Genomic DNA, 22,335 nt, shown 5'->3' with positions numbered 1-22,335 from the left:
CATGAAGTCCGCGCCCGCGCCGCCGTGGTCATCGGCGGTCATTCCTTCACCGCCCCGTCGCTGGAGTTCATGATGCGCTTCTGGAAGAGGAAGAACATCACGGCCACCGGGATCGTCATGATGATCGCCGCGGCGAGTTTGAGCGGGTACTGACGGCCCTGGCTGAGCTGTCCGTTCGCGAGCTGCGCGACGCCCTTGGTGAGGGTGGTGAGCTCGGGCGACTGGGTGGACACGATGAAGTGCGCCAGCTCGTTCCAGGATCCCTGGAACGACAGGATCACGATCGTGATCAGCGCCGGCCGCGCCATCGGCAGCACGATCGACCAGAACACCCGGAAGGTGCCCGCTCCATCGATCCGCGCCTGCTCTTCGACCGACACGGGGATCGACTCGAAGAAGTTCTTCATGATGAAGACGCCCGCGGCATCGACCAGGAGCGGCAGGATCATCCCCGCGTACGAGTCGTACATGCCGAGGCTATTGATCACCAGGAACTTCGGAATCAGCAGCACCACCGCAGGCACGCTCATCACGGCGATGAGGCCGGCGAACACGACATTGCGCCCGCGGAAGCGGAGACGCGCGAGCGCGTAGCCCGCCAGCGAGTTGAAGAAGACCCTCCCCGCCGTGACCACGATCGTCACGATCACCGAGTTCTTGAACCACGTGGGGAAGTCGCTCTGCAGGAAGAGCTGGGTGTAGGCCTCGGTCGTGAACGTCTGCGGCACCAGTGCGAGCGGGTTCGTCGCGGCATCCGGATCCGTCTTGAAGCTCGTGGTGACCTGGATCAGGAACGGGTAGATGTACACCAGCGCGAGCGCGATGAGCAGTGCGTAGAAGATCGACGTCGTGAGGATCCGCGCGGTGTCCCCGCGCCGGCGTCGTGGAGTGAGGACTGCAGTGGCGCTCATCGTGAGCCCCTCTCGGTCTGGACCGTCGCGCGGTCGGCGTCGAGTCGGGTGGCGGCGCGCTCTGCGGCCTCCAGATACGGCTGATTACGGCGTCGGGAGACCTTCCGTTCGCGCAGCACTGCGCGCTGGATGAGCGTGAACACCATGATGATCACGAAGAGGATGAACGCGATCGCGGCGCCCTGACCCCACTCCTGGTTGAGGAACGAGGCCTGGTACGACTGATACGCGGGCGTGATGGTGGTCTTGGCGGGCTGGCCCCTGGTGCCCGTGTAGATCTGGTCGAACACCTGCCAGCAGCCGATGAGGCCGAGCGTGAGCACCGTGAAGAGCGTCGGGCGCAGCTGCGGCAGGGTGATCCGCCAGAAGCGCTGCCAGCCGTTCGCGCCATCCATCATCCCGGCCTCCTGCACATCGCCCGAGATGTTCTGCAGCGCCGCGAGGAAGAGCAGCATGAACGTGCCGCTCGTCGTGAAGACGGCCATGAAGATGTAGACGCACATCGCGACGCTGGGACCGCCGATCCAGTCCCAGAACGAGACGCCGAGGAAGCTGTTCTGAGTGAGCGCCGCAGGGCCGCTTGCGGCGCCGAAGTGCAGGATCCCGGAAGGGTCGTTGAGCCAGTTCGGCCCGGTGATCCCGAGCCAGCCGAGCGCCGCGTTCACCGCGCCGGTCGTGGAGAACAGGAAGAGGAACAGCACGGTGATCGCCACGGAGCTGGTCACCGAAGGGAAGTAGAAGGCGGTGCGGAAGAAGCCCCGGCCCTTGAGGATCTGCCGGTTCACGAGCACGGCGAGGAACAGGCTCAGCGCGGTCTGGCTGGGGACCACGAGGAGCACGTACCAGGCATTGTTCTTCAGGCTGATGCCGAAGTCGGCCTCGGCGAGGCCGCCGCCGAGCAGCAGCGCGGCGTAGTTCTTCAGGCCGACGAACGAGACGCCGCCGGAGAAGGGCGAGCCTCGGCCGCCCCAGTCGCTGACGCTCACCCAGAGCGCCATGAGGACGGGGACGACCAGGAACAGGCCGAGAAGGACCAGCATGGGGGCGGTGAACAACCACCCCGACACGGTCTCACTGCGCTGCAGGCCCGAAGGGGACGGCCGCCGGTGAGACCGTTCAGTGGAGGAGGTCATGACTACTTCAGCAAGGCTTCGAGGTTCTTCTGCGTGGCGTCGAGGATCGTCTTCGGATCGCTCTTCGCCAGGGTGCCGAGTTTGCCGTTGAAGTCGGTGATGACATCACCGGCGCCCTTGGCGGTCGGCACGCTGAGCGCGTACTCCGCGCCGTTGAGGAACGGCACGAGGGGAGCGTTGTCCTTCTTCCACTGGTCCGCGGCCGACTTGATGGACGGCATCGGGCCGAACGCCTTCGAGAAGGCGAGCTGGCTGTCGGCGCTGGTCAGGTGCTCGACGAGGTCGAGAGCGGCCTTCTGGTTCTTGCTGTCGGCGGAGATGCCCCAGCAGTTCGTGAACTGCAGCGTGCCCTTCTTGCCGTCGGGCCCGGCGGGCAGCTCGACCGCCTTGTACTGCACGGTCGGGTAGTCGCTGGTCATGGCGCCGGTGATCCAGTTGCCCTCCACGACCATCGCGGCCTTCTGGGTGCCGAGCGCCTCGCCGCCCCAGCCGGCGCCGAGATCGGCGGCGAACTTCATTGAGCCGTCGTCCAGCAGGCCCTTGAGGTAGTCGAGCGCCTTCACGTTGCCGTCGGCGTCGGCGGTGGCCTTGGTCGAGTCGGCGTTCATGAGGCCGCCGCCGGCGGCGACCATGAACGCGCCGACGCGGGCGTACTCGCCGCTCATCGAGAGGCCCACGTGGCCGTCAGCGGTGAGCTTCTTGGAGACGGCGGCGAGTTCGTCCCAGGTCTTCGGGACGTCGGCGTCAGTGAGTCCGGCCTTGGCCCACAGGTCGGTGTTGATGACCAGCTGCAGCGTGGAGAAGTCCTTGGGCGCGCAGTAGAGCTTGCCGTCGTAGGTGAAGGACGTGAGCAGGCTCGGGTAGAAGTCGTCCTTGTTCTTGAGCAGATCGCCGTACGCGAGGAGCGATCCGTTCGACGCGTACCCCGCGAGGGCGTCCGTGGACTGGTAGAACACGTCGGCGGGGGAGCCGGACGCGAAGCCCTGCGAGAGCTGCTGGTTGAGGTCGCTCGCCGCGGTCACGGTCGCCTTGACGCCCGAGGTCTTGGACCATGCCGAGACGGCGTCGTTGACGGCCTTGGTCTCGGCATCGCCGGACGATCCGATCAGGATGTTCAGCGGCTTGTCGGACGATGTGAGCTTCGCGGATCCGGTGCCGCCGGTGCTGCCGGCGTCGCCGCCGGAGAATCCCGAACCGCATCCGGTGAGTGCGATCGTGCCTGCGAGGACGAGGGCCCCAGCCCCGATTGCGGCGCGTGTGCTGTGCCGTGTCATGTCTCTTCTCCCTTGATGAGCATCCGTGATGATGTGTTCCTGTCGGTGACGGCAGGACGTCGTCCCAAGAATTTGAACGATCAAACTCTGTGTCGAATACGCTAGGCGGCAGGAGCCCGGGGTGTCAAGGTGGGAAGGTGGTCCCGGATCCTGCACCGGATCCGCGGAGGGAGAGACATGGTCAGGACGCCGACCGTCGAGGACGTGGCGCTGCGCGCCGGAGTGTCCCGGCAGACCGTGTCGAACGTGCTGAACACGCCCACCATCGTGAAGCCCGCCACGCGCGAGCGCGTGCAGCAGGCGATCGTCGAGCTCGGCTACCGGCGGCATGCGGCGGCCCGTCAGCTGCGCACCCGCCGCAGTTCGACGATCGGCATCCATCTGGATCCCTACGTGGGCGGCGTCTCCGGCGTCGTGCTGGATCGGTTCGTGCACGCGCTCACCGAGCGCGCGAGCGAGCGCGGAATGCGCATGCTCGTCTACGCCGCTCGCACGGCCGGCGACGAGATCGCCCGGCTCGCCGAGCTCTGGGAGGGGTCCGAGATCGATGCCGCGATCATCACCGGCACGTTCCACGGCGACCCGCGCACGCGCTGGCTGGGCGAGGTACGGCTGCCCTTCGTCGCGTTCGGCCGGCCCTGGGGCGACGACGATCTGGCGGCTCCCGAGCACCTGTGGGTCGATGTGGACGGCGCAGCCGGCACGAGGGCGGCCACGGTGCACGCGCTGGGATTCGGCCCCCGCGTCGCGTTCCTCGGCTGGCCTTCGGGGTCGGGCACCGGTGACGACCGCGAACGCGGCTGGCGTGAGGCGATGGCCGCGGCCGGAGCCGTGGGTCCGCGGTGGACCACGGAGGAGGACGTCGCGAGGGCGAGGGCCGTCGTGGCGAGTGACCATGCAGACGTGGATGCGATCGTCTGTGCGAGCGACTCTCTGGCGATCGGAGCGCTCCTCGCGCAGTCGGGAGGATCCGCGAGGGTGCCGGTGATCGGCTTCGACAACACGCCGACGGCGGAGGCACTCGGTTTCTCCAGCGTGGAGCAGCGCCCCGAGGATGTCGCGGCGGCGACGCTGGAGCTGCTCATGGGGCCGACCGGCGAGGCCGTGACTCCGCGGGACGTGCGGGCGGGCACGGCGCACGCGCTGATCGAGCCGCGCCTCGTCGTCCGGTAGGCGGGGCGCCGCGGCCGCGGCCGCGGGCGGGGAGCGGATCCGGATCCGTCGCCCGTGGCCGCAGAATCCGGCATAGCGTTGAGGCATGGCAAGGATCCTGATCTTCGGCGGCCACGGCAAGGTGGCACTCCTCCTCGAACCCCTCCTCACGGCGCGCGGCGACCTGGTGACCGCGGTGATCCGTGACGCCGGGCAGATCGACGACGTGCGCGCGACCGGCGCGGATCCCGTCGTCTTCGATGCCGAGTCCGCATCGCAGGAGGCGATGGCGACCCTGATCGCCGGGCACGATGCCGTCGTGTGGTCGGCGGGGGCAGGAGGCGGATCCGCGGAGCGCACCAGGGCTGTCGACTTCGACGCCGCTGCCCGGTCCATGGACGCGGCGGCCGACGCCGGCGTCCGCCGGTACGTGATGGTTTCGTACTTCGGGTCCTCGCCCGCGCACGGGATCCCCGCGTCGGATTCCTTCTACGCCTACGCCGAGGCGAAGGCCGCCGCCGACGAGCACCTGCGCGCGACCGCGCTCAACTGGACCGTGCTCGGACCCAGCCGATTGACGCTCGAGGAGCCGACGGGGCGGATCGACGCGACGTCGGAGACCTCGGGCAAAGTCTCGCGCGCCGATGTCGCGCACGTGATCGCGCAGACGCTCCTCGAGCCGGCGACCATCCGTCGCACGATCCGCTTCAACGAGGGGGAGCGGCCGATCGACCAGGCGCTGCGCGCGCTCTGAGAGCGCACCATGCTCAGCTTCGGTTGAGCGCGGCGAGGGCGATCCGGTCCAGCGCCCAGACGGCGAACAGGGCCACGCCCGCGACGCCGAGCCCGCTCGCCCAGAGTGCAGCGCCGACCCCGCCGAAGAGCAGCGCCTCCAGGCACAGCCTTCCCACCGTGCGGATGTCGAAGCGCGCCTTCGGTGACAGCAGCAGGCCCCAGACGATCGCGAGCACGACGACCGCCACGACGGCCGCCACCCAGCCGGGCCAGCCGGGAACGAGCCGCACCGTGGCGGTCGCGGCGCCCGCCAGCAGCGCGAGCTCGATCAGGAACCTCAGCCCCAGAGCGACGCGCAGGGCGGGGCCGCCCTCGAGGAACGGGTCGCGTTCTGGACGGTCGCTCATGCGCGGATCAGTCTCGGCCCGCCAGCGCGGCGAGCAGTTCCAGCACGCAGAGCGCCGCGAGGCGCACGGTGCGTGCATCCTCGTCGTCGGCCGTCGCGTCCACCTCGGCGATGTCGGCGCTGACCACGCGGGGGTCGCCGGCGATGCCGCGTACGAGCGCGCGCAGCTCCCACGCCGCGAACCCGCCGGGCACGCTCGCCGGGCATCCCGGGGTCGCGGCACGATCGCAGGCGTCCACGTCGATGTCGAGGTGCACCCGGGAGGCGTCTCCGGCCCCGGCGATCTCGACCGCCTCCGCGACCACGTCCTCGATGCCGCGCCGGCGCACCTCGTCCGGGGTGATGACGCGGATGCCCCAGTCGGCCGCGCGCTGCGCGTAGGCGGCGGAGTTCGCGAAGTCCGCAATGCCGATCTGCACGATCCGGCGCGGATCGATCGCGGATCCCTCCGGGGCGTCCTCGACGAGCCGGCGCACCGGGGAGCCGTTCGAAACCCCGTCGCGCAGGTCGAAGTGCGCGTCGATCGTGATGAGGCCGTCTGCGCCCGCTCCGAGCGCGACGGGGTAGGTGAGCGAGTTGTCGCCGCCGAGCGCGATAACGAGCCGGGACGCCGCGGCGAGCTCGGAGACGCGGGCGATCGTACGGGCGATGCCCTCGTCGCCGTCGGGTTCGTGCACGTCTCCCGCGTCGGCGATGCGGAGCGCCTCGTTCAGGTCGATCGCGGGCGGGCCCATCAGGGCCGGGCTGTATCGGCGCAGAGCATCGCGGATCGCCGCCGGCGTCGCATGCGCACCGGTGGGGGACAGCGATGTGCGCCAGGTCGGCACGCCGAGCAGGACCGCGTCCGCGGGAGCGTCGAGGGCGGGCCAGTCGCCGCCACGGGGCCAGAGGGGATCGTGCGAGAGTGCCATGAGGAGTCCCTTCCCGGAGGCGCGATCGGCATCCGTTGAACAGCGTGCCACGGCGTGCGCTCCACGGAGGGATGCCACCGCGGTCGTTGTCTGACACACGAGACATCTGTCCGGCGCTCTTTCAGCCCCCGCCGCGGCCGTCTTCGCCTCCGCCTTCGCCGCGACGATCCGCACATCATGCGACGATCTGCACTCGGAAACTCCGGATCCGTGTGCAGCGCGTGTCGTGGTGTGCGCATTGTCACATCCCACGGATCGCGGCGAGGATGGCCGCCTGCACGGATGGCCAGTCGTGCACGACCTGCGCGTAGTCGAATCGGAGGGTGCGGTACCCGTGGCGGGCGGCGGCGGCGTCGCGCACGAGGTCCTTGTGCCGCTTGGTCGGACTCGCGTGGTTCTCCTTGCCGTCGACCTCGATGATGAGTCGGCCGATGGTGAAATCGACCTTGCCCACTCCGTCGACGCGCACCTGGCACTCGAGCTGCAGCCCGATCGCGTGCAACCTCAGCCGAAGCAACGATTCCAGCCCGCTGTCCGCGTCGCGTCGGGCAAGGTCGACGAGCCAGTGCGCGGAGGCGGGCAGGGCTTCGCGGATCCGTCGGCGTATCGCGATGGGCAGCAGCCCCTTTCGCCAGGCCGACTCGTACGCGGCGAAGAACGCCTCGTCTCCCGCGCAGAGCCGCAGGTGAAGGAGCGCCGTTCCGAGGTCGGTCCGACCGAGAGGCGGGGTCCCGCGGTAGTAGTGCGGCACACAGGCGCAATGTGGATGCGTCAGACCATGCCGCCCCGCGCCCAGCCAGACGTGCGGTGCCGTGACGTCAGGCAGCACCCAGATCCCTCGCGCCTTCAGCACGCTCGCGCAGGCGAGTGCGCCGCCATGCGCGACGGCTGCGCGGACGTCGGCATCGACAGGCCCCACGGCGAAGACGCCGTCGCGCAGACGGTCGATCGCGCCTCGCCGCGCGGCGCGAGCGACCGCCGACCGAGTGAAGCCCAGCCGCTGCAGGTCCGCGCCGCGCGCGATCCCACCTCGGCGTCGGATGGTGTCGACCAAGGAGAGCATGCCGACAGCGTGCCGGATCCCGAAGCACCGCCGATCGTTGGTCCCTGAACCCGTGCACTGTTCGCATCAGCTCAGTGCTGTGGAGGATGACGACCGGCGCGACGATTCGCACACTCTGCGACGATCAGCACACAGAATCGCCGGATCCGCGTGCTGATCGCGTCATCGTGTGCAAATCGCCGCCAGCGAGCCACCCCGCCAGCGAGCCACCCCGCCAGAGGGCCGACGGGCCGCGCCTATGCGGGGATCACCGCATGCGCGACCGCGAAGATGGCGAGGCCCGCGAGCGCTCCGACGACCGTGCCGTTCAGGCGGATGTACTGCAGGTCGCGGCCGACCATGAGCTCGATCTTCTCCGTGGTCTCGGCGGGATCCCACCGCTCCACGGTGTCGGTGATGATCGAGGCGATGTCGTGCCGGTAGCGGTCGACGAGGAACACGGCGGCGTCGGTCAGCCAGCCGTCCACGCGCTGCTGCAGAGGATCCTCCGTGGCCAGGCGATCTCCGAGTTCTCCGATCGCCACGGCGGCGCGGCGACGCAGGCCGCTCTGCGGATCCGCGAGCGCCGACAGCAGGCCCGTCTTCGCGGCGTTCCAGGCCTCGGCGGCCAGCGCGCCCACGCGCGGGCTGTCGAACAGGGCCGCCTTCGCGTTCTCCAGGCGTGATCGCGTGCCGGGATCGTGCTGCAGGTTCTCCGCCAGTCGCGCGAGGTAGCCGTCCAGGGCGAGGCGGGCCGGGTGGCGCGGGTCCGCCTGCACGGCCCGCACGAACCGCACCGCCTCGTTGTAGGCGGCCTCGTCCACGAAGCGATGCGCGAGCCGCGGCACCCATCCGGGCAGCCGGCGCGAGAGCAGTCCCCGGAACGCGGCGGCGTTGCCGTCCAGCCAGGTCGCGATGCTGTCGACGGCGAGATCCACGGCACCGCGATGGGCGTCCGCCTCCACGATGCGCTGCAGCCACGTGCCCGCGGGCGTTCCCCATTCCGGGTCCACCAGGTGCTCGCGTGCGAGTTCGGCGATCACGCTCTGCACGTCGTCGTCGCTGAGGGCGCGCAGCACGGCGGCAGCGATCGTGGATCCCTCGCTCGCGACCCGTTCCGCATGAGCGGGCGTGCGCAGCCAGGATCCGAGCCGTGCGGCGATCGACGTCTCGGACAGCTTCGTGCGTACGACCTCGGCGGAGAGGAAGTTGGTCTCGACGAACTCGCCGAGCGTGCGCCCGATCTCGTCCTTGCGGTTGGGGATGATCGCCGTGTGCGGGATCGGCAGTCCGAGCGGACGGCGGAACAGGGCCGTCACCGCGAACCAGTCGGCCAGGGCGCCCACCATGCCGCCCTCTGCGGCGGCGCGCACGTACTCGAGCCACGGATAGCGGGCCTGCAGCCAGAACGCCACCACGAACGCGACGGCCATGACCCCGAGCGCGGCGAGGGCGACGGCCTTCATTCGCCGGAGCGCGCGCAGGCGCTCCAGATCCGCCGGGGACAGCAGTGCTTCACGGGCGCGAGCCATGCGCCCATCCTTGCAGAGCCCCGTCCCGTGAGGCGGGCGGTACTCTCTACCTCGTGATCGAAGACATCAAGAAGCGCGCCCTGCACCGCACCAGCATCCTCGAGGGACAGCTCCGCGGCGTCGCGAAGATGATCGAGAACGAGGAGTACTGCATGGACATCATCACGCAGTCCCGCGCGATCCAGCGCTCCCTCGAATCCCTCAACAAGCTGCTGCTGGAGAACCACCTGCGCACGCACGTCGCGCACATGTTCGACGAAGGCGGAGAGCCGCGAGAGCAGGCCATCGAGGAGCTGCTGAAGGCGTTCGACTTCCAGGGGAAGTAGGGTTCACCTCGGATCGGAACGCCTTCAGATTCGTTGATATTTGAGCGCTCAACAACGAATATCGTCGTAGGAATCCGATCAACCTACGTTTTCCTCTGTACTGAGGGCGGATCCTGTGTCAGAATCTCCGCAGCGAAGAACTCACTGTGGAGGTTTCATGAGCGGTCCATTGTCCGTACCTGCTCAGAGCACGATCGACACGCCCACCGGCGGTGTCGAGATCTCTGGGGTCACCAAGTTCTACGGTGAGGCGACCGCCGTCGACCGGCTGTCGTTGTCGATCCGACCGGGGGAGTTCCTCTCCCTCCTCGGCCCCTCCGGGTGCGGGAAGACCACGACGCTGCGCATGATCGCCGGCTTCGAGCACCCCGACGAGGGCGACATCCGGCTGAGCGGCCGGAGCGTACTGGGACTCCCGCCGCACAAGCGCGAGGTCAACACGGTCTTCCAGGCGTACGCGCTGTTCCCGCATATGACCGTCGCCGAGAACGTCGCGTACGGTCTGCAGCAGCGCAAGGTGCCCAAGGCCGAGCAGCGCGAGCGCGTCGCCGCTGCCCTCGACATGGTGCAGTTGCGCCGCTTCGCGGACCGCAAGCCCACGCAGCTCAGCGGCGGTCAGCAGCAGCGCATCGCGCTGTCTCGGGCCCTGATCAATCGCCCGTCCGTGCTGTTGCTGGACGAGCCGCTGGCGGCCCTTGACCGACAGCTGCGCGAGGAGATGCAGCTCGAGCTGAAGCTGCTGCAGGCGCGGCTCGGGACGACCTTCGTGTTCGTGACGCACGATCAGGCCGAGGCTCTGTCGATGAGCGACCGGATCGCTGTCATGCGCGCCGGGCGGATCGAGCAGCTCGCCGCGCCGGCCGACATCTACGCCGAGCCGGCCTCGGCCTACGTCGCCTCCTTCATCGGCCAGCAGAACTTCCTGCACGGGACGGCGCTCGGCAGCGACGCGGCCGAGACCTACGCGGGAACCGTGCACGGCCGCTGGGGCGGCGAGCAGACCGCTCCGGGATCCGCCGTCGTCGCCGCGATCCGACCCGAGTTCGTGCGGCTCGCCACGGCGGGCGCGGCCGAGGGGCCCGGGATCGACGGCACCGTGCTCGGCGTCTCGCATCTCGGCGAGACGTTGCAGGTCGCGGTCGAGGTCGGACGCGAGCAGGCGTTCCTGGTGCGGATCCCCGCGCCAGGCGCCCCCGCCGTCGCGGTCGGCGACGCCGTGCGCTGCACGTGGAGCCCGTCCGACGTGCGGATCTTCGCCGGCGACGGCATCCCCGAGTCGGCCACGCACGTGATCGCCCTGCCCAAGGAAGCGGCCTGATGGCGCCTCCGGTCCGCGTGCTCGCGAACGGCGCATCCGCCCGGAAGATCCGCTCCGAGCTCACCCGGCGCGGCTTCCTCGCCACCGCGCTCGCCGCATCCGGCGCGGTGCTGTTCACGGCGTGCGCGCCGCAGAAGGCGTCCGCAGCCTCCGAGGCGCACGGCGGACCTCTCGAGGACAGGCTCTCGATCTACACCTGGAGCGACTACGACGATCCCCAGATCCTCAGCGCCTTCACGAAGAAGTCGGGGGCCAAGGTCGTCGTCGACGCGTTCAACTCGAACGAGGAGCTCATCGCCAAGCTCGTGGCGGCGCGGGGGACCTCCGGTTACGACATCGTCGTGCCGAGCGGGTTGTTCGTCATGCCCATGGCGGAGAACGGCCTGCTGGAGAAGATCAACCTCGACCTCATCCCGAACTTCGCGACGATGAACCCGAACTTCATCCACAGGTCCTTCGACCCGAAGAACGAGTACTCCATCTGCAAGGCCTGGGGAACGACGGGCTTCGTCTACGACAAGACCGTCATCAGCCGTGAGCTGACGAGCTGGGCCGACTTCGTCGACGCCGCGCAGAAAGAAGCGTCGGGCAGGACCGCGGTGCTCGACGACCCCGCACCCCTGTGCGGCATCTACTTCTGGTCGCACGGCATCGACTGGAACACCACGGAGAAGAAGCACCTCGACGCCTGCGAGAGCTTCCTCACGAAGCAGCTCGCCCCGCACATCAACACCTTCGACTCCGCGCCCGGCGGCCAGATCATCCCGCAGGCCTCGGCCGCACTCGTGCAGTCCTACAGCGGCGACGCGCGCACCGGCATGGCGGCGTCGAAGGATCCGGAACGCTGGCAGTGGGTGCTCGGCGCTCCCGTCACCGAGCTCTGGATGGACAACTGGGCGATCGCGAAGGGCGCGCCGCACCCCGAGGCCGCGCACGCCTTCATCGACTACATCATCGCGCCCGACGTGCAGCTGGCCCAGGTCGACTACATCGGCTACGACACGGGCGTGCAGGGCACCCAGCAGAAGGCCGACGAGGCCGGATTGGAGCGTCTGGACATGGTGTACTTCGACGACGCGCAGGTGAAGACCATGCACGAGCAGAAGTTCACGAGCGCGCAGGAGCGGATCGTGTCGATCTGGAACGCGACGAAGGCGGCCGCTGGTGCGTAAGCTCAGGATCCGCTTCGGCCTGGCTCTGCCCGCCTGGGTGTGGCTGCTCATCTTCTTCGTCGTCCCGATCGGGGTCGTCGTCTGGTACAGCTTCGGCTACAAGCCGAGCATCTTCGCGACCAACGCGAACGACAAACTGTCCTTCGACCGCTACGTCGAGGCGCTCTCGCCGACGTTCTTCGCGACGTTCCAGAACACCCTCTGGGTGGGCATCGCCGGCACCGCGCTGTGTCTCGTGATCGGGGCGCCGGTGGCGTACTGGATCGCCGTGAAGTGCGCGCCGAGCCGGCGCGGAATGTTCCTCGCGCTCGTCATGGTGCCGTTCTGGACCAACTTCCTGGTGCGCACGATCGGCTGGCAGATCATCCTCGCCCCGGAGGGCTGGCTGTCCCACGCGCTGCAGTTCCTCGGGGTCATCCCCGGGCCGCTCGGCATCCTGAACACCCGCGGCGCGGTGCTGCTCGGCGTCGTCTACAACTATCTGCCGCTCATGATCCTGCCGCTCTTCGTGGCGTTCGATCGGGTGAGCGGACCGCTGCGCGAGGCGAGCAAGGATCTGGGCGCCGGTAGCTGGAGCACGTTCTTCCGGGTCACGATCCCGCTCGCGCAGCCCGGCATCATCGCAGGCGTGCTGCTGGTCTACATCCCGCTCATGGGCGACTACATCACGGCGACCGTGCTCGGCGGCGCCAAGGGCAACATGGTCGGGCAGATCGTGGCCAGCCAGTTCCAGACCGCGCAGAACTGGGCGCTGGGATCCGCGATGGCGGTGCTGCTGATCCTCACCATCGCTCTGTCGATCGGCATCGCGGCTGCGATCGGCTGGCTCGCCACGATCCCCATCCGCCGCAGCTACCGGCTCACGCTCGAGGAGGCATGATGACCGTCGTCGCAGAACGACCCGCCGAGCAGGCGGATCCGTCACCGTCCACGACCCGGGCCGGATCCGGGCAGCGTGCCAAGGGCCCGCGCAACGTCAGCCGCTGGCTGCTGCCGCTGTGGGCGACCCTCGTGTTCGTCTTCCTGTTCCTGCCGATCGCCGTCGTGATCGTGTACTCGTTCAACGTCGGCCGGCTGCTGATCTCGTGGGACCACTTCGGGTTCGACTCGTTCGCCGCGATCGTCACCAAGCCGGCCGTCCGCGATGCGGTGCTGGTCTCGCTGCGCACCGGTCTCATCGCCGCCGTGCTCGCGACCGCGCTCGGCACGCTCGCCGGCATCGCGATGGCCCGCACGCCCGGCAAGTGGGTGCCGTGGTTCCTCGGCCTGCTGCTGCTGATCTCCGTCACGCCCGAGATCGTGGACGCGGTCGCGCTGCTGCCATGGGTCGTGTTCCTCGGCCAGGATCTGGGGCTCTCGGTCTTCAACGACGGCACGGTGCGCCTCGTGATCGGGCAGTCGCTCTTCTCGATCGCGATCGTGTCGTACATCGTCCGCGCGCGCCTGGTCGGCCTCGACGCCCGGCTCGAGGAGGCTTCGGCCGATCTCTACGCCCGGCCGTTCACGACGTTCTTCAAGGTCACGCTGCCGCTGGCGATGCCTGCCGTGCTCGCGGGCTTCCTGCTCTCGTTCACCCTGGGCCTGGACAACACGATCGTCTCCGCCTTCGTGCAGGTCTCCGGCACCACGCCGTGGCCGGTCTACGTGCTGAGCGCCCTCCGCAGCGGACTGCGCCCGGAGATCGCCGCGGTGTCCACGATCATGCTCGTGCTGACGCTCGGCGCGCTCGTGCTGGTGGCGCTCGTCCTGAAGAAGGCGGGCGATTCGGCCGCCGACATCGCCCGGACGATGGCGGGAGGCTGAGCCGGCTCGCTCCTCGCGCCTTCCGCACGCCCGGCGCGACGCCCCCGGTCCGACGCCGCTGTCGCGACGCTCCCGTCGCGACGCTCCGGTCGCGAAAGCTGCCGATATCACCCGCTCCCGTCGCAATTGATGCCGCTCTGATCCGATCAGAGCGGCATCAATCGCGACGGGAGCGGGCGGCGGAACGCGGCTGGGGGTTCCCGAAGACGAGTAGGCGAGGACGGCGGGGGTGCAGATGAAAGGGGAGGGCGGATCCCTATCCGCCCTCCCCGTGTCGCGTCCCCGTGCCTACAGGACCGACTCTGCTTCCTTCAGCACCCCGCGCAGGATCCCGGTGATCTCACGGAACTCCGCCGGGCCGATGGTGAGCGGCGGGGCGAGCTGGATCACGGGGTCGCCGCGGTCGTCGGCGCGGCAGTAGAGGCCAGCGTCGTAGAGGGCTCCGGAGAGGAAGCCGCGCAGCAGGCGCTCCGACTCGTCGTCGTCGAACGTCTCACGCGTGGTCTTGTCCTTGACCAGCTCGATCCCGAAGAAGTACCCGTCGCCGCGCACATCGCCGACGAGCGGCAGGTCGAGCAGGGTCTCCAGCTCCGCGCGGAACAGCGGCGAGTTCTCGCGCACGCGCTCGTTGAGCTTCTCCTCCTCGAAGATGTTCAAGTTCTCCAGGGCCACCGCGGCCGAGACAGGGTGCCCGCCGAAGGTGTAGCCGTGCGGGAACGAAAGGTCGCCGTGCGCGAAGGGCTCGTAGATGCGATCGCTCACGATCGCGGCGCCCAAGGGGGAGTAGCCGCTCGTGATGCCCTTGGCGCACGTGATGATGTCGGGCACGTAGCCGTAGGCGTCGCACGCGAACATGTGCCCGATCCGGCCGAACGCGCAGATCACCTCATCGGAGACGAGCAGCACGTCGTAGCGGTCGCAGATCTCGCGCACGCGCTGGAAGTAGCCGGGAGGCGGCGGGAAGCACCCTCCCGAGTTCTGCACCGGCTCGAGGAAGACGGCGGCGACCGTGTCAGGGCCCTCGAACTGGATCATCTCCTCGATCCGGTCGGCGGCCCAGACGCCGAACGCCTCGGGATCCGTCGGCGCGCCCATCTCGGCGGCGCGGTAGATGTTCGTGTTCGGCACCCGGAAACCGCCGGGGGTGACCGGCTCGAACATCGCCTTCATCGCGGGGATGCCGGTGATCGCGAGCGCTCCCTGGGTCGTGCCGTGATAGGCGATCGCGCGGGAGATGACCTTGTGCTTGGCGGGCTTGCCGCGCAGCTTCCAGTAGTGCTTGGCGAGCTTGAAGGCGGTCTCGACCGCCTCGCCGCCGCCGCTCGTGAAGAAGACGCGGTTCAGGTCGCCGGGGGCGTAGCCGGCGAGGCGGTCGGCGAGCTCGATCGCCGCGGGGTGCGCGTAGGACCACAGCGGAAAGAACGCCAGCTGCGCGGCCTGCTTCGCGGCGGCCTCGGCGAGGCGGGTGCGGCCGTGACCCGCGTTGACGACGAAGAGGCCGGAGAGGCCGTCGATGTACTGCTTGCCGGCGTCGTCCCAGACGTGGTGTCCCTCACCTCGCACGATGATCGGCACCCCGCCGCGGTCCATCGTGGACTGACGGGTGAAGTGCATCCAGAGGTGATCGTGTGCTTTCCGTTGCAGATCGGCGCTCATGCTCCGATCTTGTCACTAGAAATCCGAAATGACAACAGATATCGAAGGTTGGGATCCCCGAATTCTGCGGATTCCGAGGTGGGCGGCGAAAGCGGTCCTTGCGCTCGTCGCAGGGTGCTTGCCTCGTGAACGCGTGCTGCTCACCGGCGACCGGCGGATCGCCGACGCCGGTGTCGCACGGTGCCCGATCGAGGTCGTCGAGCTGGGGCGGTAGCGCTCAGGGCAGCGGAACGGCCTCGGTGTCCGGCATCGGTGCGGCGTCGCGACCGCGCAGATCGGGGAAGGACCGCACGAACACCACCGAGACGATCAGGGCGACAGCGGCGAAGCACGTGGCCGCGAGGTAGGCGCCGGTGGGGCTGTGCATGCTGTCGATGAGGAAGCCGGCGATCGCGGACCCTGCGGCGGCGCCGATCAGCTGTCCGGTGCCCGCCCAGCCGAACGCCTCGGCCGTCTCGGAGAACTTCACGCTCGCCGACGTGATCGCGAACAGCACTGCGAGCGCGGGGGCGATCCCGATCCCGGCGGCGAGCAGCGTGCCGCCGAGCCAGAACACGTTGAGCGACAGCATCGTGAGGGTGAGGCCGACGGTCACGATCGTCAGGCGTCGGGCCATCGCCCACGGACCCATCGGCACGCGGCCGGAGGCCAGGCCTCCGACCAGGCTTCCCACCGAGAAGACGGCGAGCACGAGCCCCGCGGAAAGTCCCCCGTGGTCGAAGGTCTTCACCACGCCCACCTCGACGGCCGCGCAGGCGCCGATGAGCAGGAAGCCGACGACGGTGGCGAGCATCACCGGAGGCTTCAGCACGACCGCGCCGAACCCGCGGCGGCTGCGCGGGATGCGCACCCGGCCGACCTCGGGGGAGAGGATGAACCACGCGCCGCCGCCCACGAGCACGGCGGCGACGAGCAGCAGGCCCTGCACGGTGCCGACCTGCGTCGAGACGATCGTGATGACGACGGGCGCCACGATCCAGATGATCTCCTGCAGCGACGCGTCGAGGGAGAACAGCGGCGTGAGCTGCGAGGAGTTCACGAGCTTGGGGTAGATGGTGCGCGCGGCCGATTGGATCGGCGGGGTGGAGAGCCCCGCGATCAGGCCGAGCACCACGTAGCCGGCGAGCGGCAGGAAAGAGAAGAAGGCCAGGCCGAGGAACGACAGCACACAGATCGAGAGCGTCAGGGTCAGCACGGGGCGCATGCCCCAGCGGCCCATCCAACGGCTGGTGACGGGCCCGGAGACGGCCTGCCCGATCGAGGACGCGGCCAGCACCAGTCCCGCCGCGCCGTAGGAGCCCGTCGCATGCTGCACATGCAGCAGGATGGCGAGGCTCGCCATGCCGTTCGGGAACCGCGCGGTCAGTTGCGCGGCGATGATCCGTCCGACGCCCGGTACGCGCAGAAGCTCCTTGTATCCAGATCCGGCCACGGATCAACGCTACAGGTCGCGGGTGCCCGGAAGCAGGGTCTCCTGCGGTCTCGGGCGCGGCGGCGTGAGGGCGCGCACACGACACGCCGACGACACGCCGGAGGGCGGTTTCCACAGGCTGAGGAATGTCCGTGGCCCCTCTTAGCCTCGGATCTGTGGAGGGATCCGGACGGGGCCTCTCGGAGCCGCGGGAAATCGCGGTTCGGGGGTGCTCCGCGATGGCCGCCGGCTGTGGACAAAGGCGTGGAGAACCTGTGGTGAATCGGTGGAATACGGTGGAAAACTACAGGGTTGTAACTACTAGCCCTAGTGGTCGACCCGAATGTCCGCACCTATATGTAGTATTGAACTCCCGGCAGGGCCACCTGCTCGAAAGCCGGGTTCTGAGGGGAAGAAGAGGCGCAATACATGTCCATCACGGTCTACACCAAGCCCTCCTGCGTGCAGTGCAACGCGACCTACCGCGCACTCGACGCGAAGGGCATCGAATACGAGGTCCACGACGTCTCCGAAGACGCTGCCGCGCTCGAGCACGTGAAGTCGCTCGGCTACCTGCAGGCGCCCGTCGTCGTCACCGACGAGGGTCACTGGTCGGGCTTCCGTCCCGACAAGATCGACGAGCTCGCCGCTCGCCTGGCATAACTCCGCGGTCACTGCTCTTCGACAAGCTCAGCGACCGGTGTCTCAAGGAGCGATCTCATGAACGCCGCCACCGCGACCGCTGCGCCGCTGCTGGTCTACTTCTCGAGCATCTCGGGCAACACCGCCCGGTTCGTCGAGAAGCTGGGCCTTCCGGCACGGCGGATCCCGCTGCACAGCACAGAGGATCCGCTTGTCATCGATGAGCCGTTCGTCCTGGTCACGCCGACCTACGGCGGCGGGCAGGGGCGCGGCGTCGAGAAGGGCGCCGTACCGAAGCAGGTCATCCGGTTCCTCAACGACGAGCGCAACCGGCGTCACATCCGCGGAGTGATCTCCGCAGGCAACACCAATTTCGGCGACGCGTTCTGCGCCGCCGGTGACATCATCAGCCGCAAGTGCCACGTGCCCCACTTGTACCGGCTCGAGATCTACGGCACACAGGACGACGTCGATCGGGTGACCGACGGATTGGATCAATGGTGGAAGCAGCACTGAAGGACTCAGCGCCGGTGAAGAGCGAGATCGCGTTCAAGGTCAACGCGGCGTATGAGGGGCTCGATTATCACGCCCTCAACGCGATGCTGAACCTGTACGACGCGGACGGCAAAATCCAGTTCGATGCGGACAAGCGCGCGGCGCGGGAGTACTTCCTGCAGCACGTGAACCAGAACACGGTGTTCTTCCACTCGCTCAAGGAGCGCCTGGACTACCTCGTGGAGAAGGAGTACTACGAGGGCGCCGTGCTGGAGGCGTACTCGTTCGAGTTCATCCAGAAGCTCAACGACCTCGCCTACTCGAAGAAGTTCCGTTTCGAGACCTTCCTCGGTGCGTTCAAGTACTACACGAGCTACACGCTGAAGACCTTCGACGGCAAGCGCTACCTGGAGCGCTTCGAGGACCGTGTCGTGATGACCGCCCTCGCTCTGGCCGACGGCGATGAGGATCTCGCCGTGAACCTCGTCGAGGAGATCATCTCGGGCCGCTTCCAGCCCGCCACCCCGACCTTCCTCAACGCCGGCAAGGCGCAGCGCGGCGAGCTCGTCAGCTGCTTCCTGCTGCGCATCGAGGACAACATGGAGTCGATCGCCCGTGGCATCAACTCCGCCCTGCAGCTGTCCAAGCGCGGCGGAGGAGTGGCGCTGCTGCTCTCGAACATCCGCGAGTCGGGCGCTCCGATCAAGCAGATCGAGAACCAGTCCTCGGGCATCATCCCCGTGATGAAGCTCCTCGAAGACTCCTTCTCTTACGCGAACCAGCTCGGCGCGCGTCAGGGCGCCGGCGCGGTGTACCTCAACGCGCACYACCCCGACATCATGCGGTTCCTCGACACCAAGCGCGAGAACGCCGACGAGAAGATCCGCATCAAGACGCTGTCGCTGGGCGTCGTCGTGCCGGACATCACGTTCGAGCTGGCGAAGAACGGCGAGGACATGTACCTGTTCTCCCCGTACGACGTCGAGCGCGTCTACGGCGTGCCGTTCGGCGACGTCTCGGTCACCGAGAAGTACCGCGAGATGGTCGACGACCCGCGCATCAAGAAGACCAAGATCAACGCGCGCGAGTTCTTCCAGACCCTCGCCGAGATCCAGTTCGAGTCGGGCTACCCGTACATCATGTTCGAGGACACGGTGAACAAGGCCAACCCGATCAAGGGCCGGATCAACATGTCGAACCTGTGCAGCGAGATCCTGCAGGTGAACACGCCGACGACCTACAACGAGGACCTCTCGTACGGGCAGATCGGCAAGGACATCTCCYGCAACCTCGGATCGATGAACATCGCGTTGTCGATGGACGCCGACGACCTCGGGCAGACCGTCGAGACGGCGATCCGCGCGCTCACCGCGGTGAGCAACCAGAGCCACATCCGCTCGGTGCGCTCGATCGAGGACGGCAACGACCGCTCGCACGCGATCGGTCTGGGGCAGATGAACCTGCACGGCTACCTCGCTCGTGAGCGCGTCTTCTACGGTTCCGAAGAGGGCATCGACTTCACGAACATCTACTTCTACACGGTGCTGTTCCACGCGCTGCGTGCGTCGAACAACCTCGCGATCGAGCGCGGCGTCGCCTTCGACGGCTTCGCCGACTCGACCTACGCGTCGGGTGAGTTCTTCGACAAGTACATCGATCAGGAGTGGGTGCCGGCGACGGAGAAGGTCGTCGAGCTGTTCGCCGGCCAGCACATCCCGACGCAGGACGACTGGCGCGAGCTGAAGGCCTCCATCCAGGAGCACGGCATCTACAACCAGAACCTGCAGGCCGTGCCGCCGACCGGATCCATCTCGTACATCAACAACTCGACCAGCTCGATCCACCCGATCGCGTCGAAGATCGAGATCCGCAAGGAAGGCAAGCTCGGCCGCGTCTACTACCCGGCGGCGTTCATGACGAACGACAACCTGGAGTACTACCAGGACGCGTACGAGATCGGCTACGAGAAGGTCATCGACACGTACGCGGCGGCGACGCAGCACGTGGACCAGGGCCTGTCGCTCACGCTGTTCTTCAAGGACACGGCCACCACACGCGACATCAACAAGGCTCAGATCTACGCCTGGCGCAAGGGCATCAAGACGATCTACTACATCCGTCTGCGTCAGATGGCCCTCGAGGGGACCGACATGACCGAGTGCGTCAGCTGCATGCTGTGAGATTCTGCGTTCGCTCAACGACCGAAACAGGAAAGAAATGACCTCCGAACCCCTCAAGCTGGTCGACCGTGTGCAGGCGATCAACTGGAACCGCATCCAGGACGACAAGGACCTCGAGGTCTGGAACCGTCTGGTGAATAACTTCTGGCTGCCCGAGAAGGTGCCGCTGTCGAACGACATCCAGTCGTGGAACACGCTCACCCCCGAGGAGCAGACGCTCACCATGCGCGTGTTCACCGGCCTGACCCTCCTGGACACGATCCAGGGCACCGTCGGCGCCGTGTCGCTCATCCCCGATGCGATCACTCCGCACGAGGAAGCCGTCTACACGAACATCGCGTTCATGGAGTCGGTGCACGCGAAGAGCTACTCCTCGATCTTCTCGACGCTGTGCTCGACGAAGGAGATCGACGAGGCGTTCCGCTGGTCGGTGGAGAACCCGAACCTTCAGAAGAAGGCTCAGATCGTCATGGACTTCTACCGCGGGGATGAGCCGCTCAAGCGCAAGGTCGCCTCGACCCTGCTGGAGAGCTTCCTGTTCTACTCGGGGTTCTACCTGCCGATGCACTGGTCGTCGCGGGCGAAGCTCACCAACACGGCCGACCTCATCCGCCTCATCATCCGCGACGAGGCCGTGCACGGGTACTACATCGGCTACAAGTACCAGCGGGGCCTCGAGACGCTCGACCAGGCCAAGAAGGACGAGCTGAAGGACTACACGTTCTCGCTGCTCTACGAGCTCTATGACAACGAGGTGCAGTACACGCAGGATCTGTACGACGGCGTCGGCCTCACCGAGGACGTCAAGCGCTTCCTGCACTACAACGCGAACAAGGCGCTCATGAACCTCGGCTACGAGGCGATGTTCCCGGCGACCGTGACGAACGTGAACCCGGCGATCCTGTCGGCCCTCTCGCCCAACGCGGACGAGAATCACGACTTCTTCTCGGGATCCGGATCCTCCTATGTCATCGGCAAGGCCGAGGCCACCGAGGACGAGGACTGGGCCTTCTGAGTCGCTGATTTCACCCGAGGCCTGTAAGGGCTGAGGAGAGGCCTGGGCCTGCGGATTCCCGCAGGCCCAGGCCTTCTTCGTGCCCGGAGTTCGACGGTCGGCTGGCTGCGAGCCAGTGCCGACGGATCAGGGCTGGGGGTAGTAGTCCTTGCTTCCTACGGGGCCGTCGATCGTGAATCCGCCGTCCTTGTAGATGACTTTGGTCACGCCGAGGTTCGGGACGCCTGCCGGAGGCATTCCGGGGATCCCTCCATCGACCGTGCGCATGTCGGGTCCATTCGTGAAGCACATGATCGAGATGCCGCTGGAGACGACGAGGACCGTGCTGCCCTTCTTCTTGGCCTTCGCGGCGATCTCTGCGAGCGCCGCGGTCATCCGGGAGTTCACATCCGTGCAGTCCTCGGCGGGCAGGCCCAGTTGCGGAGCATCGGCCACTGCCTTGATGGCCGCCATCATGCCGTACAGGCCCTGCTGCGCAATGGCGATTCCCTGCATCGTCTGCCAGCCGCCGTTCTGCCCCGTGGCATCGGCCGGGGCCGTCGGCGCAGCGTCCTGATCGATCGTGTAGCCGAGGTGTTCGACCGCCGCCGACCACATCTCCTTGTTCTCCTTGCCCTCATAGCGGCCGAAGTTCAGCTCGCGCAGGCGCCAGTCCTGGGTGACCGCGAGCCGGGCCTGGCCTGCGCCCTGCAGAAGGTAGGTCGCGGTCTCGAAGTGGCGCTTGCCGTCTGCGGAGTACGCGGCATCGAACCTGCCGACCGCCGCGTTGAGACTCGCACCGACCGCGGTCGCCAGCGGGCGACCCTCGTCGATCTTCGCGACAGGGGCGGTCGCCACCGGCTGGGTGCCGACGAGCAGCGGCGAGTCCGCCCAGCCCTGCACGGTGTCGGTCTGATTCAGGATGGTGCGGCCGTGACGGGTCAGATAGATGACGACCGCCTTCTTGTCGGATTTGTCGCTGCCTGCGTTGACGATGTCGCCCGTCGAGGCTGCGTTGGCAGACAGCCCGGTGAGCGTGGTCGCCGCGACGACGGCCGCGGTGACCACGGCGACGCGGATGACGCTTCTTCTCATGAGTGGTTCTCGCAATCTGCGGGGTGTCCATCACGGCTCTGTGATCAAGATCAGGGCCCGCAGCTAGAAACCTGCCACGCTAAGGTATTCAACCGCAAGTGCGTGACTCTACCCATGGAGTCGTCCCCGTCAGCGCACCCTATGGCG

At 67.7% G+C, this 22,335-nt stretch carries 21 protein-coding genes; 11 read left to right on the top strand and 10 right to left on the bottom strand.

Translation table 11 applies throughout. The features are described 5' to 3' along the window. Nucleotides 1–38 precede the first annotated feature (38 nt). Genes AC1DG4_RS19135 through AC1DG4_RS19125 form a run of 3 tightly spaced genes read right to left on the bottom strand, consistent with a single transcriptional unit; the run spans nucleotide 39 to nucleotide 3,318 of the window. A complete protein-coding gene (locus AC1DG4_RS19135) occupies nucleotides 39–911 on the bottom strand; it encodes a carbohydrate ABC transporter permease (RefSeq protein ID WP_477376684.1) in 873 nt (290 codons plus the stop codon). Continuing rightward, a complete protein-coding gene (locus AC1DG4_RS19130) occupies nucleotides 908–2,044 on the bottom strand; it encodes a carbohydrate ABC transporter permease (protein ID WP_477376685.1) in 1,137 nt (378 codons plus the stop codon). The genes AC1DG4_RS19135 and AC1DG4_RS19130 overlap by 4 nt, the downstream gene beginning before the upstream one ends. A 2-nt stretch (nucleotides 2,045–2,046) precedes the next feature. Next, nucleotides 2,047–3,318: a sugar ABC transporter substrate-binding protein gene (locus AC1DG4_RS19125; RefSeq protein ID WP_477376687.1), complete on the bottom strand. Its 1,272-nt coding sequence runs from the start codon at nucleotides 3,316–3,318 to the stop codon at nucleotides 2,047–2,049. Nucleotides 3,319–3,495: 177 nt separating this feature from the next. On the opposite strand from AC1DG4_RS19125, the gene AC1DG4_RS19120 reads away from it, so the two are divergent. After that, the gene (locus AC1DG4_RS19120; protein ID WP_477376689.1) at nucleotides 3,496–4,491 is read left to right on the top strand and encodes a LacI family DNA-binding transcriptional regulator; all 996 of its coding nucleotides are present in this window, start codon (nucleotides 3,496–3,498) and stop codon (nucleotides 4,489–4,491) included. A gap of 85 nt (nucleotides 4,492–4,576) precedes the next feature. Continuing rightward, a complete protein-coding gene (locus AC1DG4_RS19115; protein WP_477376691.1) occupies nucleotides 4,577–5,224 on the top strand; it encodes an NAD(P)H-binding protein in 648 nt (215 codons plus the stop codon). 13 nt (nucleotides 5,225–5,237) lie between these two features. Here AC1DG4_RS19115 and AC1DG4_RS19110 read toward each other — a convergent pair whose 3' ends face one another. The 4 genes from AC1DG4_RS19110 to AC1DG4_RS19095 form a co-directional block, all read right to left on the bottom strand. After that, nucleotides 5,238–5,612 carry a YrdB family protein gene (locus AC1DG4_RS19110; RefSeq protein WP_477376693.1) on the bottom strand — a complete coding sequence of 125 codons (375 nt, stop codon included), beginning with the start codon at nucleotides 5,610–5,612 and terminating at the stop codon, nucleotides 5,238–5,240. A gap of 7 nt (nucleotides 5,613–5,619) precedes the next feature. Then, nucleotides 5,620–6,522: an arginase family protein gene (locus AC1DG4_RS19105; protein ID WP_477376695.1), complete on the bottom strand. Its 903-nt coding sequence runs from the start codon at nucleotides 6,520–6,522 to the stop codon at nucleotides 5,620–5,622. Between the two features lie 241 nt (nucleotides 6,523–6,763). Then, nucleotides 6,764–7,585 carry an endonuclease domain-containing protein gene (locus AC1DG4_RS19100; RefSeq protein ID WP_477376697.1) on the bottom strand — a complete coding sequence of 274 codons (822 nt, stop codon included), beginning with the start codon at nucleotides 7,583–7,585 and terminating at the stop codon, nucleotides 6,764–6,766. A gap of 236 nt (nucleotides 7,586–7,821) precedes the next feature. Continuing rightward, nucleotides 7,822–9,096, bottom strand: coding sequence for a DUF445 domain-containing protein (locus AC1DG4_RS19095; protein ID WP_477376699.1), 1,275 nt, complete (start codon nucleotides 9,094–9,096; stop codon nucleotides 7,822–7,824). A gap of 53 nt (nucleotides 9,097–9,149) precedes the next feature. Between AC1DG4_RS19095 and AC1DG4_RS19090 the strand changes: the two genes are divergently transcribed. The 5 genes from AC1DG4_RS19090 (at nucleotide 9,150) to AC1DG4_RS19070 (ending at nucleotide 13,715) form a co-directional block, all read left to right on the top strand. Then, nucleotides 9,150–9,422, top strand: a complete 273-nt coding sequence (locus AC1DG4_RS19090; protein WP_477376701.1) for a metal-sensitive transcriptional regulator — start codon at nucleotides 9,150–9,152, stop codon at nucleotides 9,420–9,422. Between the two features lie 157 nt (nucleotides 9,423–9,579). Next, on the top strand, nucleotides 9,580–10,740 hold the full coding sequence (locus tag AC1DG4_RS19085; protein ID WP_477376703.1) for an ABC transporter ATP-binding protein: 1,161 nt from the start codon (nucleotides 9,580–9,582) through the stop codon (nucleotides 10,738–10,740). Next, complete coding sequence (locus AC1DG4_RS19080; RefSeq protein ID WP_477376705.1) at nucleotides 10,740–11,912, top strand: polyamine ABC transporter substrate-binding protein; 1,173 nt, start codon at nucleotides 10,740–10,742, stop codon at nucleotides 11,910–11,912. Before AC1DG4_RS19085 ends, AC1DG4_RS19080 begins: the two co-directional genes overlap by 1 nt. Then, nucleotides 11,905–12,792 carry an ABC transporter permease gene (locus tag AC1DG4_RS19075; protein ID WP_477376707.1) on the top strand — a complete coding sequence of 296 codons (888 nt, stop codon included), beginning with the start codon at nucleotides 11,905–11,907 and terminating at the stop codon, nucleotides 12,790–12,792. Before AC1DG4_RS19080 ends, AC1DG4_RS19075 begins: the two co-directional genes overlap by 8 nt. Next, on the top strand, nucleotides 12,792–13,715 hold the full coding sequence (locus AC1DG4_RS19070; RefSeq protein WP_477420201.1) for an ABC transporter permease: 924 nt from the start codon (nucleotides 12,792–12,794) through the stop codon (nucleotides 13,713–13,715). The genes AC1DG4_RS19075 and AC1DG4_RS19070 overlap by 1 nt, the downstream gene beginning before the upstream one ends. Nucleotides 13,716–14,003: 288 nt before the next feature. Here AC1DG4_RS19070 and AC1DG4_RS19065 read toward each other — a convergent pair whose 3' ends face one another. Then, nucleotides 14,004–15,371, bottom strand: coding sequence for an aspartate aminotransferase family protein (locus AC1DG4_RS19065; RefSeq protein WP_477376710.1), 1,368 nt, complete (start codon nucleotides 15,369–15,371; stop codon nucleotides 14,004–14,006). A 217-nt stretch (nucleotides 15,372–15,588) separates the two neighbouring features. Beyond that, nucleotides 15,589–16,752 carry an MFS transporter gene (locus tag AC1DG4_RS19060; RefSeq protein ID WP_477420224.1) on the bottom strand — a complete coding sequence of 388 codons (1,164 nt, stop codon included), beginning with the start codon at nucleotides 16,750–16,752 and terminating at the stop codon, nucleotides 15,589–15,591. A gap of 459 nt (nucleotides 16,753–17,211) precedes the next feature. Between AC1DG4_RS19060 and nrdH the strand changes: the two genes are divergently transcribed. Genes nrdH through nrdF form a run of 4 tightly spaced genes read left to right on the top strand, consistent with a single transcriptional unit; the run spans nucleotide 17,212 to nucleotide 21,114 of the window. After that, nucleotides 17,212–17,445, top strand: coding sequence for a glutaredoxin-like protein NrdH (nrdH, locus tag AC1DG4_RS19055; protein WP_345187217.1), 234 nt, complete (start codon nucleotides 17,212–17,214; stop codon nucleotides 17,443–17,445). 57 nt (nucleotides 17,446–17,502) lie between these two features. Next, nucleotides 17,503–17,940, top strand: coding sequence for a class Ib ribonucleoside-diphosphate reductase assembly flavoprotein NrdI (gene nrdI, locus AC1DG4_RS19050; RefSeq protein ID WP_477376714.1), 438 nt, complete (start codon nucleotides 17,503–17,505; stop codon nucleotides 17,938–17,940). Continuing rightward, complete coding sequence (gene nrdE / locus AC1DG4_RS19045) at nucleotides 17,922–20,099, top strand: class 1b ribonucleoside-diphosphate reductase subunit alpha (RefSeq protein WP_477421418.1); 2,178 nt, start codon at nucleotides 17,922–17,924, stop codon at nucleotides 20,097–20,099. Before nrdI ends, nrdE begins: the two co-directional genes overlap by 19 nt. A gap of 37 nt (nucleotides 20,100–20,136) precedes the next feature. Beyond that, complete coding sequence (gene nrdF, locus AC1DG4_RS19040) at nucleotides 20,137–21,114, top strand: class 1b ribonucleoside-diphosphate reductase subunit beta (RefSeq protein ID WP_477376718.1); 978 nt, start codon at nucleotides 20,137–20,139, stop codon at nucleotides 21,112–21,114. 126 nt (nucleotides 21,115–21,240) lie between these two features. Here the strand turns inward: nrdF and AC1DG4_RS19035 are convergent, their stop codons facing one another. Beyond that, the gene (locus tag AC1DG4_RS19035) at nucleotides 21,241–22,188 is read right to left on the bottom strand and encodes a histidine phosphatase family protein (RefSeq protein WP_477376720.1); all 948 of its coding nucleotides are present in this window, start codon (nucleotides 22,186–22,188) and stop codon (nucleotides 21,241–21,243) included. Between the last annotated feature and the right edge of the window lie 147 nt (nucleotides 22,189–22,335).

Source organism: Microbacterium sp. 05N427 (assembly GCF_056397105.1).
The sequence above is the reverse complement of the archived record's forward strand: the minus strand, read 5'-3'. Positions and strand labels throughout refer to the sequence as shown.

Coding starts and splice junctions, on each gene's coding strand:
- AC1DG4_RS19130 (WP_477376685.1), bottom strand. CDS start 2,044: ATGACCTCCTCCACTGAACGGTCTCACCGGCGGCCGTCCCCTTCGGGC.
- nrdH (WP_345187217.1), top strand. CDS start 17,212: ATGTCCATCACGGTCTACACCAAGCCCTCCTGCGTGCAGTGCAACGCG.
- AC1DG4_RS19110 (WP_477376693.1), bottom strand. CDS start 5,612: ATGAGCGACCGTCCAGAACGCGACCCGTTCCTCGAGGGCGGCCCCGCC.
- AC1DG4_RS19095 (WP_477376699.1), bottom strand. CDS start 9,096: ATGGCTCGCGCCCGTGAAGCACTGCTGTCCCCGGCGGATCTGGAGCGC.
- AC1DG4_RS19035 (WP_477376720.1), bottom strand. CDS start 22,188: ATGAGAAGAAGCGTCATCCGCGTCGCCGTGGTCACCGCGGCCGTCGTC.
- AC1DG4_RS19085 (WP_477376703.1), top strand. CDS start 9,580: ATGAGCGGTCCATTGTCCGTACCTGCTCAGAGCACGATCGACACGCCC.
- nrdI (WP_477376714.1), top strand. CDS start 17,503: ATGAACGCCGCCACCGCGACCGCTGCGCCGCTGCTGGTCTACTTCTCG.
- AC1DG4_RS19125 (WP_477376687.1), bottom strand. CDS start 3,318: ATGACACGGCACAGCACACGCGCCGCAATCGGGGCTGGGGCCCTCGTC.
- AC1DG4_RS19120 (WP_477376689.1), top strand. CDS start 3,496: ATGGTCAGGACGCCGACCGTCGAGGACGTGGCGCTGCGCGCCGGAGTG.
- AC1DG4_RS19100 (WP_477376697.1), bottom strand. CDS start 7,585: ATGCTCTCCTTGGTCGACACCATCCGACGCCGAGGTGGGATCGCGCGC.
- AC1DG4_RS19070 (WP_477420201.1), top strand. CDS start 12,792: ATGACCGTCGTCGCAGAACGACCCGCCGAGCAGGCGGATCCGTCACCG.
- nrdF (WP_477376718.1), top strand. CDS start 20,137: ATGACCTCCGAACCCCTCAAGCTGGTCGACCGTGTGCAGGCGATCAAC.
- AC1DG4_RS19135 (WP_477376684.1), bottom strand. CDS start 911: ATGAGCGCCACTGCAGTCCTCACTCCACGACGCCGGCGCGGGGACACC.
- AC1DG4_RS19065 (WP_477376710.1), bottom strand. CDS start 15,371: ATGAGCGCCGATCTGCAACGGAAAGCACACGATCACCTCTGGATGCAC.
- AC1DG4_RS19105 (WP_477376695.1), bottom strand. CDS start 6,522: ATGGCACTCTCGCACGATCCCCTCTGGCCCCGTGGCGGCGACTGGCCC.
- AC1DG4_RS19115 (WP_477376691.1), top strand. CDS start 4,577: ATGGCAAGGATCCTGATCTTCGGCGGCCACGGCAAGGTGGCACTCCTC.
- AC1DG4_RS19080 (WP_477376705.1), top strand. CDS start 10,740: ATGGCGCCTCCGGTCCGCGTGCTCGCGAACGGCGCATCCGCCCGGAAG.